Origin of the sequence: Streptomyces sp. HUAS TT7, assembly GCF_051550175.1 — a bacterium.
Classification (GTDB): domain Bacteria; phylum Actinomycetota; class Actinomycetes; order Streptomycetales; family Streptomycetaceae; genus Streptomyces.
On record NZ_CP196175.1, the window covers coordinates 8,617,872 to 8,637,311 of the forward strand.

The window sequence follows — 19,440 nt, forward strand, 5'->3', positions numbered from 1 at the left end:
CTACCGGGCCTCCTGGTCGTTGTCCGGGACGCATCCCCGAGCTCTCAACTCCGTTCGAGCAGGGGAGGCCCCACTGGCCAACATCGGCGGCCGCTCCGTCCGCCGCAGGTCCTCCCCCACTGCCTTGACGGCGTGGGAGGTACCCCCGGCGTTCTGCCGGGTCGGCCGCTCGTTGTGGCCGCGCAGCGCCGTGTGCAGCCCGTCCCACAGCGTGCCGTCGGTCCGGTCGCGCGGATCGGGGTCGATCAGCACCACACCGATCACCGGAATCGTCAGGTCCGCGAGCTGTCGCGCCACGGTGTGCAGCCAGGCGGCACTGCCGTGCCCCGCACGTACGACGAGCACGGTCTGGGCACCGAGGTACGGGAGGTCGGTCCACGCCGTGCCGGGCGCGACCGAGCCGACGCCGAACCGGTACTTCTCAGGCGACACAGCCGCGGCACGCCCGCTGTTGACCACGGCCGGGCCTCCCGGCCTCTGGCGGCGGTTGGCGAGCGGCAGGCCGGGCAGGCCATCGATGATCACCACTGGCCCGTCCGTTGCCAGCGCCTCGGCGAGTTCCAGGGCCATCGCGCTCGCGGTGCGCGCACAACCCAGTTCGAGCAGCGACACCGGTTCCGCGGAGTCGCGCACGGTGCGGGCCAGGGTCGCGGTGAGCCGTTCGCGTGCCGCCGGGATCCGTCTGCGCCGCCACAGCCTGCCCGGACTGTGGGGCAGCTCCGCAATGACCGAGGCGCCCAGGTTGGCCGCGATCTCCCGGCGCAGCACGGGGCGGTCCGCCACCACCGTGCCGACCGCGGCCACCGCGAGGCCGAGGACGAGCCCGAGGACGAGCCCGATCGCGGCATCGGTGCCGGCGGCCTTGGGAAGGGAGTGCGGCACCGTGCGCGGGCCGTCCACGATCTGCGTGCCGGCGACGAGCCTGGGCGTGCCGGTGCGCGCATCCGCGGCGCGCTGGTCGAAATCGGTGATTCGCGAGGTGAGTTCGGCCCGGCGGGCGAAGAGCGACTCGATGCTCGCCGACGCCTTCGGGTCGCTCCCCGGCGATCGGTCCCCGATCGCCTTGTTGACCTGGGCGAGGTCGTCCCGAATGCGGTCACGCTGGTCGAGCAGGGCCTTGGCCTCGGCCGCCGCGGCCTCCTGCATCCGGCTCACATGGTCTGCGACGAACGCATCGGCCAGCGCCTTGGACCGGGCCACCGCTTCCGCGTCGCTGGCACCTGTCGCATCGATCTGCAGCAGGTTGTTGGTCAAGCCGGTACCTCGGTAGTCCCGTATGAAGTCCTCCGGTTTTTCCGGGGACTTGAGCGCCTGCAGGGCCTTGTCGGCGATCCGCGTGGTCCCCAGCAGGGCGACGTCGGTGCGGATCAGCGTTCCGGGGTCGTTCGGCTGGTCCGCCTGATGCGCGACCAGCACCTTGGTCACCGCGGACGGAGGTGGCGGCAGCAGTACCGCTGTCGCCGCGCCGACCAGCAGCCCGAGCAGCGCCATGGAGCACCAGAGGCGGCGGCGCCTGCGCACCGCCACCACCAGCGCTTGCAGGTCGAGCAGCGGAGCGGCGGCCGACGCCTCCGGAGTTTTGCTCGGCGTCACACAGAACCCCCCTTCTCGTGACCGCGCACCGCGAGTGCCGGAGCGGCCTTGTCCGGAGGGTGGCCGGCGGGTCGCGTCGGACGGGCCCGGACCGCGCCGGCGGCGACGAAGCCGACGACCTCGTGCCCTGCGTCCGCACACGCCTCGGCGACGGCGGCGAGCTGCTCCGCGGTCCAGCTGCCCGGGCTGAGCACGACCAGGGCGCCGGACTCGGTGTCTCGGTCCGGCACCATCGGCCGGGACACCGAAACCCCCACCACGCGCAGCATGGGGTATTCCCTGTTCGAAGAGCTTGGGGAAGGGCCGCTCTTGGCTTCCGTGGCGAGCTGCTCGGCGGCCCGGCGGGCGATTTCGTCTCCGTCCAGTACGACGGCCAACAGCCGCCGGGGAGCGGTGAGTTGGTCCCGGAGGCGAGCACACACCCGCTGGTAGCGGATCCGCCGGCCGGCCTCGTCGCCCGACATCCGCGGGGTCGGTACGTCCCATCGGGTGTCGATGCCCATCAGCCGGCGGAGCCAGGCCCGCGGGCGCCCGCCTTCGGGTCGGTGTGCGGACCGTTCACCAGGTACGTCGACGGTGCCGAGCAGCACCGAGCCCAGTGCTGCGGCGATCTCCGGTTCGGTGCGCAGCCGGCGATTCGCCCGTGCGGCGGTGAGATGGCCGATGACCGTGAGAAGGAAGGCCAGCAGCGCCCCCGCGGCGATGAGCTGCACCCTCGTCGGCGGGGCCTCGCCGGTCGGCCGGGCCGCCGGTCCCATGACGACCATGCCGGCCTTGTTGGCCGTCGGGTCGGTCTGGTCCAGTTTCTTCATCGCTTCCTGCAGCGTGGTGCGCAGCTTTTCGAGTTCGGTGCGGGCCTGCACGCTCTCCACGGTCTGCCCGGGATTGGCGGCGTTGGCCAGGTCGGTGATGCGGCGGTTGGTGTCCGCCACCTGCTGCCGCAGCGCGTCGGGCCCCGTAGTCGTGTCGGCGGCGGTGCTGTCGCCTGCGATCCGCGCGGCGAACGTGACGAATTGCTGGGCCAACTGGTCGGAGAGACGTTGCGCCCGCTCCGGGGTGTCGGCCGTGCCCGAGATCTCGATGATGTTTCCGTCGGAGGCTTTGGCGCTCACCCGGTCCTGCAGCTCGCCGACGCTGACGCCCTTCCAGCCGAGCGCGGCGGCCGCACGGCCGACCACCGCCGAACTGGTTGCGATCTCCGCCTGGGTCAGCAGCGCGCGCTCATCCCACTGCCCCGGCAGCAGTACCGATGCCGACGTCGTGTACCGCGGCGGAAACAGCATCGAGGTGCCGTAACCGACGAGCGCGCCCACCACGGTCAGGATGGCGAGAAGCCGCCAGCGCCGACGGAGAATCCGACCGATCGTGACCAGGCGTATCGTGTCATCGCTCAACGGCGCGGCCTCCACCCCGTCCGCACCGGGGCGCGGGCCGGCACCGGAGCGTGGCCACGGCATGCGGCGGCGTAGGCGGCGAGCAGCGACGTTTGAGAGTTCCGCCAGGACAGCTGCCCGCCGATCCGCTCCTCGCCGATCCTGCCCATCCGGGCCCGCTTCTCCGGATCGTCGAGGAGCAGCGCGATGAGCTTGGCGAACTCGGCCTCGTCGTTGGCGGGCGCGTAGACGGCGGCGTCACCGGCGGAGACGCGCGCCTCCCGGAGGTCGAAGGAGACGATCGGCCGCCCCATTGCCATGTACTCCAGGACCTTGTTCATGGTCGACACGTCGTTGAGGGGATTGCGCGGGTCGGGGGAGAGGCACACGTCCGCGGTGGACAGGTAGCGCACCAGATCGGCGTCCGGGATACGGCCGGTGAACTGCACCTGCTCGCAGAGCCCGAGTCGCCGGGACAGCTCCACCATCGCGTCGAAGGCGTCGCCGGAGCCGATGAACACGGCGTGCCAGTCGGTCCGACCCAGCTCGTCGCGCATCTTCGCAAGAGCGCGCAACGCGTAGTCGACGCCGTCCTGAGGGCCCATGACGCCGAGGTAGCACAGCAGATGAGGCTTGCCGCGCTTCAACTCCGGCTCGGGCGGGACCGGTTGGAAACGGTCGGTCTGGGGCGCGCTGCGCACCACGAAAACATCCTCCGGCCGCCGACCGCCACGGCGCACCGCGACGTCCCGGTAGCTCTCGTTCGTGGCGAGCACGACGTCCGCGGCCCGGTAGGTCAGCCGTTCCAGCGCGCACACGGCGCGGTAGAGCAGATCCTCGCCGCGGTCGAACCGGGACAGGTACAGCTCCGGCACCAGGTCGTGCTGGTCGAAGACGAACCGCGCGCCGCGCCGCTTCAGCCACAGCGCCGGCAGGAACAGCAGGTCGGGCGGGTTGCAGGCGTGGACCACGTCCACCGGGCCGACCTTGCGGGCGAGGCGGGCCGTGTGCCACAACGCCGATCCGTACTCCCGCAGGTAGCCGGCGGGCCCTCCGGTGGCCGCGCGCAAGGGGTAGCGGTGGATCCGCACCCCGTCGATCAACGCCTGCGGCTCCGTGTCCCGTTTCTCCCCCCGGGGACAGATGACGTGCACCTCCCAGCCCGCGTCGCGCAGCGTCGTGCACTCCTGCCACACCCGCCGGTCGAACGGCACCGACAGGTTCTCCACGAGGATCAGCGCACGCCGGCGCCCGACGCCCGTCTCACCAAACGATGTGTCACCAAGCAAGGCCCACGTACCCCGGTTCGGCCCGGCGCGCCGCGGCGTCGGGAAGGTGGATGAGGTCGATGATCACCGGGCCGTCGCCATGGGGCAGCGCCGAAAGGACGGCCGGATCCCTGCTCCCCACCAGGCACACCTCGGCGTGTTCGAGTACCTCGCCGACGGACTCGGCGAGCAACTGCGCGAGGTGGGGCAGCCGGGTCTCGATGTACTCGCGGTTCGCGCCGAGCAGCCGGGAGAGGTTCACGTTGGGGTCGTAGATCCGCAGGTCGTACCCCTTGCCGAAGAGCCTCTCCGCCAGCTCGACGAGCGGGCTCTCGCGGAGGTCGTCGGTGCCGGGTTTGAAGGAAAGACCGAACAGGCCCACCCGGCGTTTGCCGGTGCGCTCGACCAGCTCCACCGCACGCTGCAGATGGTCGGAGTTGGAGGGCAGCACGTGGGCGAGGATGGGCACCGAGACGTCGGCCCGCCGCGCCGCGTGGACCAGGCTGCGTAAGTCCTTGGGCAGGCAGGAGCCGCCGAAGGCGAAGCCGGGCCGCAGATAGGCGGGGCTGATGTTCAGCTTGCGGTCGGCCAGGAATACGTCCATCACCTGGTGCGAGTCCACCCCGAGCGCCTGGCACACCGCGCCCAGCTCGTTGGCGAAGCCGATCTTGAGGCCGTGGAAGGCGTTGTCCGCGTATTTGATCGCTTCGGCTGTCGGGACGGGCACCCGGAAGACCTCGCCCGGCAAGTCGTCGTACAACGCCGCCACCACGTCGCCGCTTGCCGGGTCGAGCTCGCCTATGACGGTCTTGGGCGGATCGAGGAAGTCCCGCACGCTCGTGCCCTCGCGCAGGAACTCAGGGTTGACCGCGACCCCGAAGTCCACCCCGGCCGTGCCGCCGACGTACTTCTCCAGGATCGGGACCAGCAGGTTCAGGCAGGTGCCCGGGAGCATGGTGCTCCGGAACACGATGGTCTGCCGCCCGCCCCGCTCGGCCACCGCGGCGCCGATCTGCTCGGTGACCCGTTCCAAGTAGGTGGTGCACAGACTGCCGTTGGGCTCCGACGGCGTGCCCACGCAGACCAGCGACACCTCGCTGCTCATGATCGCTTCGCGCACGTCGCCGGTGGCCCGTAACGCTCCAGTCCGTACGACCTGGGCGATGAGCTCGCCGATCCGCTCCTCGACCACCGGGGCTCTGCCGTCGTTGACCAGGTCGACTTTGACCTGGTTCACGTCCACCCCGATGACCTCGTGTCCCATGCCGGCCAGGCACGCGGCCGACACGCAGCCCACGTAACCGAGCCCGAAAACGCTGACCCTCATGACCCGTCTCTCCCCCCAGGCAGGCCCTCTTGGCCTGCGGTCCGCGCACCGGCCGGACGACGATCCCCGCGCATCAATACGCCCCCTGGCCGTAGAGCACCGCACGCAACGTCTTCCACAAGATCACTGTGTCCAGGGCGAGCGACCAGTCCTCCACGTACCGCAGGTCGAGGCGGACAGCCTCCTCCCACGGCAGGTCGCTGCGTCCGCTGATCTGCCACAGGCCGGTGAGCCCGGGCTTGACCAGCAACCGCCGCCGGATGTCCGGGCCGTACGCGGCGGACTCCTCCGGTAGCGGAGGGCGCGGACCGACGAGCGACATCGATCCGGTGAGCACGTTGAAAAGCTGCGGGAGTTCATCGATCGAGTACCGGCGCAGCACTGCTCCCACTCGGGTCACCCGCGGATCCCGGTGGAGCTTGAACAGCAGGCCGGCACCCTCGTTGAGGTCGGCCAGCTCGGCACGTGCCCTGTCGGCCCCGGCGACCATGGTGCGGAACTTGAGAATGGTGAACTCGCGGCCGTCCTTGCCGACCCTGCGCTGGCGGTAGACCGCCCCGCCGCGGCTGTCCACAAGCACGAGCAGCGCGACGAGCACCATCAGCGGCGCGAACAGCATCAACAGGATCGCGGCCCCCATCCGGTCGACGACCTCTTTGACCGCCCGGCGGCCTCCGGTGAACGTCGGCATGGTGACCCGCAGCAGCGGGATTCCGAGCACCGCGTCGACGTGCAGCCGCGGGCCGGCCACCTCCATCAGCACAGGGGCCACGACCATCTCGGCGTCGCTGCCTTCGAGGTTCCACGCCAGCCGCTGCAGCCGGTCCGGTGACCAGTGCGGGTGCGGTGTGACCGCGACGACACGGTAGCCGTCGTGGCGGACGTGGTCGGCGACGTCTGTCAGCCGGCCGACAACCGGTACCCCGTCCAACTGCTCACCGTCGAGCCCGTCGGTCGTGCACACCGCGTCCACCCGCCAGCCGAGGTGCGGGAACTTGCGGGTTCGGGCGATCAGGTCGCGCACGGTGGCTGGGCTCCCGGCGGCGAGCACCGGGCGCAGGCACCGTCCTTCTTTCCGCTGTCTGTGCAGCCACAGGCGCAGCAGATAACGCTCGATCATGGTGATGAGCGCGATTGCGGGGATCGCGACGAAGATCCATAACTTGATGTTGCGCGAGGTGAGGGCGATCCCACCGAGCGCCAATACGACGACCGCCGTGAACAGCGAGCGTCCGAGCCGGCGGAATTCCTCGGCGCCCTGGCCGAGCACGGCCGGAGCCCATGCCCGGCTCACCGCAAGCGCTCCCAGCACCAGCAGCTCGGTGCCGAAGGCGAGAATTCCCCATTTCTCGTGCCAGTTGGCCGCGTCCCGGACTCCGAAGAAGCTGCCGGTCGCCGTCACCACGACGGCGGTCGCCACGGTATCGCTGGTGATCACAATGCGGCGATACCGCTGCTCCCAGTCGATGGCGGGCCGGCTGATTGCCCCGTCCGCCGGACGTCTTCGCGCCGACGGAATCGGGCTGACTAATTCCCCCTGCCGCACAGGACCCCCCAGGTCGCCAGTGGTTCGACGTGTTCGCCCGTCACTGTTCCTCCCCCCACGGGAGGCCCCCGCCTCCCCGCGCTCTCTCCCCTCGGGAGGCCCCCCGCCCCCCGAATGGCATCCCGGCCATTTCGGTGCTGCTTGCACAACTCACTCCGTCGGCAGCGGACTCGTACGCCCGGCCTCGTGGTTGCGCGGAACCCGTCGAAACCTCGGATGCTCCCCGCACCCAAGGCACCCTGTCGGGCCCCAAGAATTGATCACCCCCACGTATGGCGCCGGGGACGCGATTGCTGGCTGTCCGTGGCGCCGGATCTATAGATCATTAACCATTGTCAATGGTCGTCTCGTACCTGAGCAGCTGAAGCACCGACAACTTAGACCACCGGAGGGAATATGTAGAGGGGTTGTGTGTAATTCGTGCTCAGCTTTGAGACGGAATCCGGCGGCCGGTGACCGCATACGGTGGCTTGATGTCGCCGTGTGCTCCAGCTGCTCGCCCGGCTCGTGGGCGCCGCTCATGCGCGGCGGTGATCGGCGAGCCGTGCTGATGTTCGCGTTCGCGAAGTTGAACACCGGGGTCGGGTCGCCCCACACGGCACGGCGCCAGCCGGCGCTGCACACACAGGGATTGCGGAATTCCGGTGAGCCGGGCCGGGGCGGTGGGCGCGGTGGCGGCCGGCGTGTGCGAGCCGTCCACGGCCCTGGCCAGTGCCAACCATGGCACCCCGCAGTGGGCGGGCGCACGAAGTGCGGCGCAGGCGCGCATCGCATGGCCCATGCCCTGTTCTGTGGAGGTTGTGCCACCATGGTGGCCTCCATGCGGTCTGGAAACGTTGCGTTCATGACCAGCACACGCAATCCGGCGAGGCGCCTCGGTCGCCTGGCCCTGACCGTGAGTGCCGCCCTCGCGTTGTTCGCCGCGCTGCCGATGAGCACACCTTTGTCCACAGCCCCTGATGCGTCCGTCCAGACGAGATCACCCCGCCGGGGCCCATTTTCGATCGCAATCGACTTCATCGTTGCGGTCCGACGTCAGCGGGGCTCTGAAGGCGTTGCCCGCGCAGTCCATCCCCTCGCCGTCGCCCAGCAGCACGAAGCCGCTGGTGCCCGTGAGCGTCACCGGCGCGTCGAGGGGCGAGTGGCAGATGGTGGCGCCGGGTGCGGCGGCATGCGGAGACGGACCTCTCGGCCTGGATGGAGGTGATCGTCTTGCCTGGGCCAACTGGGGCGTGGAGACACCATTCTGACGGATCGTCCGCTGTAGGGGGCCTCGACGTGCTCGACGTTGTTCCCGGACCCGCGATCAGCAGCACCCTTCCAGTTCCCCGGCAGCGACAGCGAACTGGGTGCTGTCAGCGGTCCGTCAGTTGCCCTCGTGAGAATCAGGGACGTCGCGACGGATTCCACTCCGGTTCTTGAGCAGGTGGACCCACCGGCCTGTCCAGGCGGTTGTTCCATCCGTGTCGAACCTACCTCGGCCGACCGCCCTGACCCCTGAGACGAGAGGGAACGACCGTGTCCCAGCAGGCCCTCCAGCATGGCGCAGCCTCTGTCGCCATCCGCAGCGCCGCCTGGTACATGCCCGAGCACACCCTGCCGATCACCGATGTACGGACGCTCGACGAGACCGAGCGGGCCACACGCGACGGTCTGGGCATCGACACGGTCCGGGCCGACGACCGGCTGAGTTCCGTCACTCTCGCGGAACGCGCCGCGCGCCGGGCGCTCGAACAGGTGGGGCTCGAAGCGCGGGACCTGGGCGCCCTGGTGATGGTGGAGTCGCGGGTCCAGGAGACGTTCCTCAGCTCCGAGGCGACCCGGCTCCAGCACCGACTCGGGGCCGACAACGCCACCACTTTCTCGGTCGGCGGGCTCGGCTGTGTCTCGATCACCCCGGCCCTGCTGACGGCCCGCGGACTGCTGGCCGCGGACCCTGCCCTCGACCATGTCCTGGTCGTGCACGGCAGCAAGCCGGCCGCCGCCCTGCGCTACCGCCACCCCGTCACGGTGAACGGCGACGCCGGGCAGGCACTGCTGCTCTCCCGCAGCGGGCGCATCCGAGTACTCGACATCGCGCAACTGACCAACGGGCGCTACTGGGACCTCTTCCACGTCGACTACCGGGACCGCCCCACCACTCAGTGGCGGGAACAGTGCACGGAACCCAGCACCTACACCTTCCGCCTGGCCATGGAGACGCGCAACCGCCTCTCCGCGATGCTGGACGACCTGCTGCGGCGCAACGGAATCGGCCGGGGGGACGTCGCCGGCTTCGTCAGCCAGAACCTGTCCGCAGGGAGCTTCACCTTCATCGAGGACTCCCTGGACATCGAACTGCTGCCGGCGTGCCGGGAGAACCTCCGGCAGTACGGACACCTCGGCCCCAACGACGTCTTCCTCAATCTCCGCACGGCACTCGACCGCAAGGAGCTGGCCCCCGGCGGCCTCGCGGTCCTGATCAACGTGAGCCCGGTAGCTGCCTGGAGTCTGCTGCTGGTCGAGACAGGTCCACAGGAGGACACGGCATGAACGACGTCACCTCGCAGATCACCGCCTTTCTGAGCACGGCTCTTCGCCGGCAGGTCGAGCCGGACGACGACTACTTCGCCAGGGGCCTCGCCGACTCACTGTTCGCACTGGAGCTGGTGACCTTCGTCGAGAGCCACTTCGCCGTCACCGTCGAGGTCGAGGACCTGGATCTGGACAGTTTCAGGACCGCCCACCGCATCACGGAGTTCGTCCGGCGCAAGACCGCGGCGCCCGAGTCGGGAGAGGCACATGCAGCCCACGGTTCCTGAAAGCGGCCCCGACGACACGACGACGGGTCTGCCGCCTGTGGAGCCCGTGGACCCCGTGGACCTGTCCCGAGCCGCGGCCGATCTGGCGGCCGACGCACATGACCGCGCCTCCCGTTGGGACCAGGACGGCGGACTGCCCGATTCGGTGCGCAGAGAGGTCGCCGCGTCGGGGCTGCTCGCCGCGGACCTGCCCAGGCGGTACGGGGGCGCCGGCCTCGATCCGCTCACGCTCGGGGAGATCACCGCACGGATCGGTGGTGAGTGCAGCGCGCTGCGCGGGCTGCTGACCGTACAGGGCATGGTCGCGGCGGCACTGATGCGCTGGGGCACCGAGGCGCAGCGGGCCGACTGGCTGCCCAGGCTGGCCGGTGGCGAGCTGACCGCAGGCTTCGCGGCGACGGAGCAGGGCGCGGGAAGCGCGCTGGGGTCGGTGGAGACCCGCATCGAGGCGTCGGGCCGGTCGGACCAGCAGGAGCTGGTCGTGAGCGGCCGCAAGAGGTGGGTCACCTTCGGTGCGGTCGCAGACGTGTTCCTGGTTCTCGGCACGTACGAGGGAAGGCCGGCCGCCGTGCTCGTGGACGCGGACCGGGCCGGTGTCGAGCGCGAGCAGGTGAACGGCCAGCTCGGCATGCGGGGCGCCCGGATCGCCCATCTGTCCTTCGACGGCGTGCGGGTGCCCCGGCGTCAGCTCGTCGCTCCTCCCGGCCTTGGGCTCTCCCACGTGGTCGCCACCGCGCTCGACCACGGCCGGTTCACGGTCGCCTGGGGATGTGTGGGCATGGCGGAGGCGTGCGTCGAGGACGCCGCCACCCACGCCGCGGTCCGTCGGCAGGGCGACATCCCCCTGGGAGACCACCAGTTGGTCCGGTCACTGCTGGCCAGGGCGGCGGTGGCCGCCGCCGGGGCCCGGGAACTCTCGCGCAGGGCCGCGGAGGCGCGGGCCCTTGGTCCGGGACGCGGGGTGGCGGAGACGCTCATGGCCAAGTACGCGGCGGCTTCCGCAGCGGCGACGGGCAGCCGCGACGCCGTACAGGTGCTCGGCTCGGCCGGCTGCGCGCCCGACAGCAGGGCGGGCCGTCACTTCCGGGACGCCAAGGTCATGGAGATCATCGAAGGAGCACAGCAAGTGTCCGAACTTCACATAGCCGAGAGGTTGTTGCGGCGCTTCGGTGATGCCGCGCGCGGCACGGACCCCGCCGTCGGGCTCCGGCTTCCCGGGGAATCGCTGTGACGGCAGCAGGCGCGCCCACCGTCAAGTGCCTGGTCTGGGACCTGGACGACACCCTGTGGGACGGGGTGGTGCTGGAGGGCGACGATCCCGCCCCCTTCCCTCCGGCGCTTGAGACCCTGGCCGAGCTGGACCGCCGAGGCATCCTGCATGCCGCCGCGAGCCGTGGCGAACGCAGCGTCACCCAACGCCATCTGACGGATCATCGGCTGGCCGACTGGTATTGCGCGATAGAGGTGGGCTGGGGCACCAAGTCCGCTGCGGTGCGCCGGATCGCGAAGGCGCTCAACATCGGTCTGGACACCATCGCGTTCGTCGACAACGACCCGCTGGAGCGGGCGGAGGTCGCCGGCGAACTCCCCATGGTCCGCTGCTACCCGGCGGCGGAGGTCGAACGGCTCCCGCAGTACCAGGAGTTCCGGCCCGAGCACATCACCGCGGAGGCCGCCGGGCGACGCCGGCTCTACCAGGCCGAGTGGCGACGCCAGGAGGCCGAAGGGGAGTTCACCGAAGGACGCCAGGCGTTCCTCGACTCGCTCGGCCTGGTCATGGAGGTCCTCCCGGCCACCGAGGAGGACCTGTCCCGGGCCAGCGAGCTGACCGTCCGCACGCACCAGCTCAACAGCACGGGACTGACGTACGGCATCGACGAACTGCGCCGGTTGAGCTGCTCGCCGGACCATCAGGTGCTCCTTGCCAAGCTCCGTGACCGCTTCGGTGACTACGGGATCATCGGCCTGGCCGTCACCGCGCTCGTCGGGCGGGACGCGGTCCTGCGGTTGATGCTCATGTCCTGCCGAGTCGCCTCGCGCGGTGCGGGGAGCGTGCTGCTGCACCATCTGATCCAGCAGGCCCTGGCGGCGGGCCGGCGCCCCGTCGCGCACTTCGTCCCGACCGAGACCAACCGGAACATGCTGGTCACGATGCGCTTCGCCGGCTACGGAGCGACGGTCACCGACGGGGACCGTCTCGTGCTCGCTGTGGACCCGGAGCGTCCCTTGCCCAAGGCCCCCGGCCACACGCGCGTGATCGCCGGTGCGGCATGAACGGCACAGGAAGCGAGGCCGCGGTGCCCCGACGTCCCGGTGGCTCCGATCGGTTCGCTCCCGCGGACGCCCCGACGGAGGTACGGCCGGTGTGGGCCGCGTTCCGAAGCCAGGTGGCCGGGGCGCCCGAGGCGACCGCGCTCATCATCGGCGGAGTCTCGATGACGTACCGCGAGCTCGACCTGGCCTCGGCCGGTCTCGCACGGCTGCTGTGGCAGCACGGGCTGCGGCCGGGCCGGGTCGTCTGCGTCCGGACGCAGCAGAGCGCGCTGTCCGTGATCGCCATGCTGGCGGCACTGCGCACCGGTGCCACCTGGGCGGTCCTGGAACCGGACCTGCCCGTCGGGAGGTTCGAGGCGCTGTGCCGGGACGTCGACTGCGCGGTGGTCCTGAGCGAGGGCGATGACGCGGTGCCGGCCTCCACGCTCTCGGCGATGCCCGCCCCGCCGACCGTCGTGGATGCCGCGGACCTCGACCCGGCGCGGCTCGTCGAGGCGGGCCGGGAACTGCCCACCGACCCGTACCCACCGGTCACCGAGCAGAGCCCCGCCTACGTCGCCTACACCTCGGGATCCACCGGTGTGCCCAAAGGCGTGATGGTCGGCCGGGGCCAGTTCGCGGCGTCCATCGGTTGCCGGGGGCCGGTCTACGGCACCGAGCGCTCCGTCTTCCTGATCGCGTTGCGGCTGTCCTTCGACGGGATTCTCGGCGGCATGTTCTGGTCGCTCACCGGCGGTCACATGCTGGTGCTGCCCGACCCCCGACAGCTCGTGCACGTGGGGCAGTTCACCCGGCTGGCCAGGGACCACCGGGTGACGCACCTGTTCAACATCCCCTCCTACTACCGGGCGGTGCTCCAGGATCCCGGCGGCCTGCCCGACACACTGCGGCTGGTGGTCGTGGGAGGTGAGGAGTGCACCCAGGCGATGGTGGCCGCGCACCACGAGCGGCTGCCGGGGGTCCGGTTCGTCAACGAGTACGGGCCCACCGAGACGACCATCGCCTGCACGGTGGAGACCGATCCGGACCCGACCCGGGACCGCATCCCCATCGGGCGGCCCTGGCCGGGAACGCGGACCCTGGTACTGGACGAGCGGCTGCGTGAAGTCCCGGCCGGGGAGCGGGGCGAGCTCTACGTCGGTGGCTCCCTCGTGGCACTCGGCTACGCGAACCAGCCGGCTCTGACGGCCGAGCGATTCGTCGCGGACCCGTACGGGCGGCCGGGCGGGCGCCTCTACCGCACCGGGGACATCGCCAGCGTCGACGAGCGGGGCGCGCTGCACTACCACGGCAGAACGGACGACCAGGCCAAGATCCGCGGTACGAGGATCGAGCTCGGCGAGATCGCGAGCGTGCTGGAGAGCCATGCGGGCGTCGAGCAGGCCGTGGTGCTCTGCGAACGTGCCGGGCAGGACGAGCCGCAGGTGATCGCCTTCGTACTGCCCACACCTGGCAGCGGGCCGCCGGACGTCTCGCAACTGCGCGAGCACTGCCGAGGCCGACTGGTGGAGCAGGCCACACCGAGCGTGTTCGTGCCGGTCGACCACATGCCGCTCGACCGCAGCACCAAGGCGGACCGGGCCGCACTCCGCGCGCTGATCCCGACAGACCGTCAGGCCTCTGGAGGCACCGCGGGCGGGGACTGGAGCGGCCACCGGCCCGCCGTCGGCCGGATCTGGGCGGAGGTCCTCGGGCACTCCGGCTCGGGCCCGGACGACAACTTCTTCGCCGTCGGCGGGAGTTCGATGAAGGTCATCGACCTGCACGACAGGCTGGACAGGCGATGGCCCGAGGCGCTGCGGGTGGGCGAGCTGTTCGACTGCGTCACCATCGCCGCCCAGGCCCAGCGCATCGCCGACCACCTGGGCGAGCGCGCACAAGGCGAGGAACCCGCCCCACCGGCCGCCTACGAGCTCTGACACACGCGAAGGAGAGGTGACATGAGCGGTACGGACGTGACACACGGCAGACCGGCCGTCGCGGTGATCGGCATCGCCACACGGTTCCCGCAGGCGGACTCCCTCGCCGCCTTCCGGGAGAACCTGCGGGCGGGGCGCGACTCGGTGCGCCCGATCACTCCGGAACGGATCCGGACCACAGGCCTCGATCCCCGCAACGACTATCCCGAGCAGGGCTACCTCGACCGGATCGACCTCTTCGACCACCAGCACTTCGGTCTGTCCCGGCGTGAGGCCGAGGTGACGGATCCTCAGCACCGGCTGGCACTTCAGCTCACCGAGGAGGCGCTGGAGAACGCCGGATACGCCCCGTCCGGGCTCCGCGACAGCCGGACGGCGGTGATCTTCAGCTCGCCGGGCAACGGCTACGCACCTCTGGTCCGCGAGCACGGCACCCTCGGCATGAGCGGAAACATCCCCTGCGCCCTGCCCGCCAGGATCTCCCACCTCTTCGGCTTCACCGGCCCCTGCTACGGCGTGGACACCGGCTGCAACGGCTCACTCGTCGCCGTTCACCAGGCATGCCGTGAACTCGCCGACGACGACGCGGACTACGCCGTCGTGGGCGGGGTGAACCTGCACCACATCGTGCGGCCGGCGGCCGCGGTGGCCGACTTCCCCGGCATCGCCTCGCCCACCCGCCGCTCCCGCGCCTTCGACCGTGCCGCGGACGGCGCGGGCGCCGGCGAGGGCGGCGGGGTGGTGCTCCTCACCACGCTGGAACGGGCGGTGGCGGAGGGCGCGTTCATCCACGCCGTGATCCGCGGCAGCGCCGTGGTGCACAACGGCCGGCACTCCGCGACCATCAGTACCCCGAGTGCCCGCTCGCAGGCACAGGCCATCACCAAGGCGTGGCGCAATGCCTCGCTGGACCCGGCGACCGCCGGGTACATCGAGACACACGGTTCGGGCACCCGGCTCGGCGACGCGGTCGAGGCCGAGGGCCTGGCTCTCGCCCGTCCCGACGGCGACCGCACGGTGAAGGTGGGCTCGGTCAAGACCAACATCGGGCACCTGGACCACGCCGCGGGAATCGCCGGGCTGATCAAAGCGGTCCTCAGCGTGCGCCACGGCGAGCTGTATCCGTCGCTGCACTTCGAGGAGCCCGCCGACGAGGTGGACCTCGCAGGTGCTCGCCTTGAGGTCGTCACCTCGCTCCAGGAGTGGGACGACGAGACGCGCCGGGCCGGCGTGAGCTCGTTCAGCCTCGGCGGCGTCAACGCGCACTGCGTCGTGGAGCAGCCCCCGGCGACCGCCCCGGTACGCCCCGCCGTCAGTGCCCCGCAGCTGATCGCGGTGTCCGCCCGCAGCCGGGCCGACCTGCTCGCCCAGTGCGAGCAGCTGTCGCTCGAACTGCGCCACACCACCCACCCGTTGCCCGACGTCGCGCGGACGCTGAACGAGGGACGGGACCACGACCCCCACCGTGTGTGCGTGATCTCCCGGGACACCTCGGAGCTAGCGGCACGCCTGGCCGCCGAGGTCACCTGGCGTCGGCTGGAGGCGGGCGAGGCGGCCGAGGAGACTGCCACCGGCTCCACGGCAGCACCTCGGGTGGTCTTCCTGCTCTCCGGGGACGCCACCCCCTACGAGCCGCGCGATCAGCAGCCGGACCAGCTTCCGGACCGGTTGCCGGACGAGCTGCCCGCACCGGCCGACCGCGCCGCGATGATCGGCGGGCAGCTCGCGACGTACCAGCGGCTGGTCCGGGCCGGCGTTTCGCCGGACGGGCTGATGAGTTCGGGGATCTCCCGCTACACCGCCCGGTACCTGCGGGGCGATCTCAGCGCCGAGGACACCGCCGCGCTGCGGCGAGCGCACAGCGGGCAGGACCCGGCGGTGGCGGGCGACCCGCTGCGGGTGGAGCAGCTCCACGCGGCGGCGGACGAGCAGCTCTCCCAAGGCCCCGTGGTGTTCGTGGAGCTGGCCTCCCGTGGCGAGATCAGCGACCGGCTGACGGCCCACCTCCACGCCCGCCCGGACGCCCGCGTGCTCCGTCTGCGGCCCGGTGCCGCCGACGCCGAGGCCGCCGTCCTGGAGCTCCTGGGCAGGCTGTACGAGGAGGGCGTCGGCCTGGACTGGCCGGCGTTGCGGGCCCACCCGTCGGCGGGCCGGGTTCCGCTGCCGGGACATCCGTTCACCGGCGTCCGCTGCTGGGCGAGGCCCCTGGGTGAAGTGGTGTCCTTCGACGAAGCACTCCATCGGCCCTCTGCTCCGGCTCCCGTGCCGGTGCCTGCGCTTGCGCCTGCTGCCGAGGAACCGGTCCGCGCACCCGGCGAGCAGAGGACCGAAGGGTCCCGGACCGTACTGGACTGGCTGCGGGACACCCTCGTCGAGCTGCTGCACGCGGACGACGTCCCGGCCGACGCCGACTACTTCTCCATCGGCGGCAACTCCGTCATCGCTCTCCAGCTCGTGGAGCGCGTACGAGTACGGCACGGGGTCCGGCTCAAGCTGGCGGACATCTACGACCACCCCGTCGTCAGCTCACTCGCGGAGGCCATTCACGAGCGGGCCCCGCACGCGCCGACGGCCCCGGTCGTCCCCGAGGTGCCCGACGCCGAGTTGCCGCCGATCGTCCCGGGCGGCGAACCGGTGCTCTCGTACGGGCAGGAGCGCATGTGGCTCCACCACCAGATCGACCCGACGACCACGCTCTACAACCTCCCCGGCGCCTCCCGGTACCGCGGCCCCCTGGACGTCGAGAGGTTCCGGCTCGCCTGGGAAGACCTGGCACGCCGCCACGAGGTGCTGCGGTCCAATTTCGCCGAGGCCGACGGCAGGCCCGAGCTGGTGATCCGGCCCGAACTGGGCGACTTCTTCACGTACTTGGACGTCTCGGGCGAGGACGCCCCGATGACCGCGGCGGGCGCGGTCGTCACCGCCGCCACACGCGGGGGCTTCGACATCGCCTACGAGCCGCTCGTACGGGTGACCGTCGTGCGGCTCGGTGACGACGACCACATCGTCTGCTGGTGCATGCACCATGCGGTGAACGACGGCTGGGCTCCGCAGATCCACCTGCGGGACCTGCTGGAGTTCTACACGGCCCGCCTGGAGAAACGGGCGCCCGACATCGAGCCGCTGCCGGTGCAGTACGCGGACTACGCGCGTTGGCAGCGCGAGCTGGTGGCCGGCTCCCGCCTCGACGGTGAACTGAGCTACTGGCGTGAACGGCTGAGCGACCCGCCCACGCTGGAGCTGCCCACCGACCGGCCGCGTCCCGGCCGGATGGACTTCGCGGGTGCGACCCACGGGTTCACCATCCCGGGCACCCTGGTGCAGCGGCTGCGCGAGGTGGGCGCCCAGGAGAGGGCCACGCTGTTCATGGTGCTGCTCACCGCGCTCAACGTGTTGCTCGCGCGCCGGTCGGGCCAGCGGGACATCGTCGTCGGCACCCCGACCATCGGTCGTAACCGGCCCGAACTGTGGGATCTGCTCGGCTTCTTCAACAACACCGTCGCGCTGCGCACCGACCTGTCGGGCGCCCCGAGCTTCCGCGAGCTGCTGCGCCGGGTGCGCGCCGTGGTGCTCGGAGCCCTCGACCACCAGGAGATCCCGTTCGACAAGGTCGTGCGCGAGGTCGCGGTCGACCGCGATCCGCGTCGTAACCCGCTCTTCGACGTGATGTACGTGCACCAGACGCTGCCACCGGCCGCCTCCTTCGGCGAGATCGTCGTCGGACCGGCCCACGACCCGGAGGTCATCCCGCATTTCCCCGGACTGCCCCCCGGCACCGCCAAGTTCGACATCTCGATGGTCGTCGGCGAGCTGGCGGACAAGGACGAGATCGTGGTCATGATGGAGTACGCGACGCGGCTCTTCGACGCAGACACGATCTCCGCCCTGTCCGAGGCGTTCGTCGAACTGCTGTACGCCGTCGCAGACAACCAGGACACGTGCTGCGGCGACCTCCCCGGTGGTCCTCCGCCGTCCACCGGACCGGTCGCGGACCGACCGGGCACGCCGCCTGCCCCGGCCGTCCCGGTCGCCACCCCCGTCGTCAGCTGTCTGGAGCTGCGTGGCGAGGTGCGGCTTCCCGTGCTGCGCACGGCGCTGGAGGAACTGGCCGAGCGGCACGAGGTGTTGCGTGCCAGGGCCGTCGAAGCCGTAGGGCACCGCTCGCTGCTCGGCGACGGCTTCCTCGCCACCGCGGACGTCTCCGGCGAGAGCGAGCCCCTGTTCGCGGCCAGGGAGATCGCGCAGGCCGAGGCCGCACTCGTACTCGATCCGGCATCGGGTCGCCGGCTCCACGCACTCCTCGCGACGACGGGGCCGGCCGAGCACGTCCTGCTGGTGACCACCCACCAGCACGCCTACGACGGTGGTCAGCCGGAGGTGTTCTTCCGGGACCTGCTCGCTCTGTACGGCGCCCGCCTGGACGGACGCCGCGCCGAGCTGCCCGGACTCCCCACGCCGTCCGGCGAGCACACCGAGCCCTGGACGGGCCCGCAGAGAGAGGACCAACTCGCCTACTGGAGAAGGACATTGACGGGGCTGGCCGACGGCACGCCCCCGCTGGACCGAGCCCGGCCCGCCCACGGCACTCGCGTCACCGCCACCCTCGGGTCCCGGATTCCCGGCGACCTCGCCCAGGCGGTGGGCCGTTCCGGGACCAGGGAGAGCGTGCTGGCGGCCCTCGCCGCCCTGCTCGCCCTGCACACGGAGGCGGACGAGGCGCTCATCGGGCTGACCGGCACGGCCCTTCCCCTCCCGGCGGCCCGCACCCGGGTGGGTCCCTTCACGCGGAGCCTGCCGCTGCGTCTGGACCTGGCCGACGACCCGTCCTTCGAGGAGCTCACCGACCGGGTACGGCGCGCCGTCGCCGGCGCGGAACAGCACCGGGACGTGCCGCTCGCCGACATCGTGCGGGCCGCCGGACTGCCCGACGAGCCCGGCAGGGCACCACTGTTCGACGTGGCGTACTCCTACCGGGCGCTGCCGGCGACACTCGGCTCGGCGGCCGGAGTGGAGGCGGCCCCGCTGCGGTGGCCCGGCACGGAGGCGGGACGGCTCACGCTGCCGCGCGGCCGCAGCGACCTCGACCTCTCCTGGTCCGTCGTAGAAGGGCCGGGGCGGGACGAGCTGTCCGTCTCGCTGGACTACCGCACCGAGCTCTTCGACCGGTCGAGTGCCCGCGCTCTGCTCGACGGACTGCTCGCGATGCTGCGTGCGGCCACCCGCGCCCCCGGCGCACCGCTGTCGAGTCTGTGGCCCGCCCGCCCCACAACCAGCACAAGCACACCTGCGAAGCCGACCACGGCACGGCCCGCGCACACCGTCTGACGCGGCCCGGCCTA

The 19,440-nt window shown here is 71.3% G+C and carries 11 protein-coding genes; 6 read left to right on the plus strand and 5 right to left on the minus strand.

Translation table 11 applies throughout. The features are described 5' to 3' along the window. The 5 genes from ACSHXC_RS39225 to ACSHXC_RS39245 all read right to left on the minus strand — a co-directional run bounded on the left by ACSHXC_RS39225 (position 1) and on the right by ACSHXC_RS39245 (position 7,107). Complete coding sequence (locus tag ACSHXC_RS39225; protein ID WP_438296102.1) at positions 1-1,593, minus strand: Wzz/FepE/Etk N-terminal domain-containing protein; 1,593 nt, start codon at positions 1,591-1,593, stop codon at positions 1-3. Beyond that, complete coding sequence (locus ACSHXC_RS39230; protein ID WP_438296103.1) at positions 1,590-2,987, minus strand: Wzz/FepE/Etk N-terminal domain-containing protein; 1,398 nt, start codon at positions 2,985-2,987, stop codon at positions 1,590-1,592. Before ACSHXC_RS39230 ends, ACSHXC_RS39225 begins: the two co-directional genes overlap by 4 nt. Beyond that, the gene (locus ACSHXC_RS39235; protein ID WP_438296104.1) at positions 2,984-4,255 is read right to left on the minus strand and encodes a glycosyltransferase family 4 protein; all 1,272 of its coding nucleotides are present in this window, start codon (positions 4,253-4,255) and stop codon (positions 2,984-2,986) included. Before ACSHXC_RS39235 ends, ACSHXC_RS39230 begins: the two co-directional genes overlap by 4 nt. After that, positions 4,245-5,561, minus strand: coding sequence for a nucleotide sugar dehydrogenase (locus ACSHXC_RS39240; RefSeq protein ID WP_438296105.1), 1,317 nt, complete (start codon positions 5,559-5,561; stop codon positions 4,245-4,247). Before ACSHXC_RS39240 ends, ACSHXC_RS39235 begins: the two co-directional genes overlap by 11 nt. A 73-nt stretch (positions 5,562-5,634) precedes the next feature. Then, positions 5,635-7,107 carry a sugar transferase gene (locus ACSHXC_RS39245; RefSeq protein WP_438296106.1) on the minus strand — a complete coding sequence of 491 codons (1,473 nt, stop codon included), beginning with the start codon at positions 7,105-7,107 and terminating at the stop codon, positions 5,635-5,637. A gap of 1,581 nt (positions 7,108-8,688) precedes the next feature. On the opposite strand from ACSHXC_RS39245, the gene ACSHXC_RS39250 reads away from it, so the two are divergent. From ACSHXC_RS39250 to ACSHXC_RS39275, 6 genes are read left to right on the plus strand one after another with little or no spacing between them, the layout of a single operon-like run. Next, entirely contained in the window at positions 8,689-9,639 is a 951-nt protein-coding gene (locus ACSHXC_RS39250) for a 3-oxoacyl-ACP synthase (RefSeq protein WP_438297077.1), read from the plus strand. After that, positions 9,636-9,908 carry an acyl carrier protein gene (locus tag ACSHXC_RS39255; protein WP_438296107.1) on the plus strand — a complete coding sequence of 91 codons (273 nt, stop codon included), beginning with the start codon at positions 9,636-9,638 and terminating at the stop codon, positions 9,906-9,908. The genes ACSHXC_RS39250 and ACSHXC_RS39255 overlap by 4 nt, the downstream gene beginning before the upstream one ends. Continuing rightward, on the plus strand, positions 9,889-11,139 hold the full coding sequence (locus tag ACSHXC_RS39260) for an acyl-CoA dehydrogenase family protein (RefSeq protein WP_438296108.1): 1,251 nt from the start codon (positions 9,889-9,891) through the stop codon (positions 11,137-11,139). The genes ACSHXC_RS39255 and ACSHXC_RS39260 overlap by 20 nt, the downstream gene beginning before the upstream one ends. After that, on the plus strand, positions 11,136-12,182 hold the full coding sequence (locus tag ACSHXC_RS39265; protein ID WP_438296109.1) for an HAD-IIIC family phosphatase: 1,047 nt from the start codon (positions 11,136-11,138) through the stop codon (positions 12,180-12,182). Before ACSHXC_RS39260 ends, ACSHXC_RS39265 begins: the two co-directional genes overlap by 4 nt. Then, positions 12,179-14,101: an amino acid adenylation domain-containing protein gene (locus ACSHXC_RS39270; RefSeq protein ID WP_438296110.1), complete on the plus strand. Its 1,923-nt coding sequence runs from the start codon at positions 12,179-12,181 to the stop codon at positions 14,099-14,101. The genes ACSHXC_RS39265 and ACSHXC_RS39270 overlap by 4 nt, the downstream gene beginning before the upstream one ends. A gap of 21 nt (positions 14,102-14,122) precedes the next feature. Next, the gene (locus tag ACSHXC_RS39275; RefSeq protein ID WP_438296111.1) at positions 14,123-19,426 is read left to right on the plus strand and encodes a condensation domain-containing protein; all 5,304 of its coding nucleotides are present in this window, start codon (positions 14,123-14,125) and stop codon (positions 19,424-19,426) included. The last annotated feature ends 14 nt before the right edge of the window (positions 19,427-19,440 follow it).

Bases quoted from the DNA above. Each gene is read 5' to 3' on its own strand.
- ACSHXC_RS39240 (WP_438296105.1), bottom strand. From the start codon at position 5,561: ATGAGGGTCAGCGTTTTCGGGCTCGGTTACGTGGGCTGCGTGTCGGCC.
- ACSHXC_RS39250 (WP_438297077.1), top strand. From the start codon at position 8,689: ATGCCCGAGCACACCCTGCCGATCACCGATGTACGGACGCTCGACGAG.
- ACSHXC_RS39255 (WP_438296107.1), top strand. From the start codon at position 9,636: ATGAACGACGTCACCTCGCAGATCACCGCCTTTCTGAGCACGGCTCTT.
- ACSHXC_RS39260 (WP_438296108.1), top strand. From the start codon at position 9,889: ATGCAGCCCACGGTTCCTGAAAGCGGCCCCGACGACACGACGACGGGT.
- ACSHXC_RS39270 (WP_438296110.1), top strand. From the start codon at position 12,179: ATGAACGGCACAGGAAGCGAGGCCGCGGTGCCCCGACGTCCCGGTGGC.
- ACSHXC_RS39275 (WP_438296111.1), top strand. From the start codon at position 14,123: ATGAGCGGTACGGACGTGACACACGGCAGACCGGCCGTCGCGGTGATC.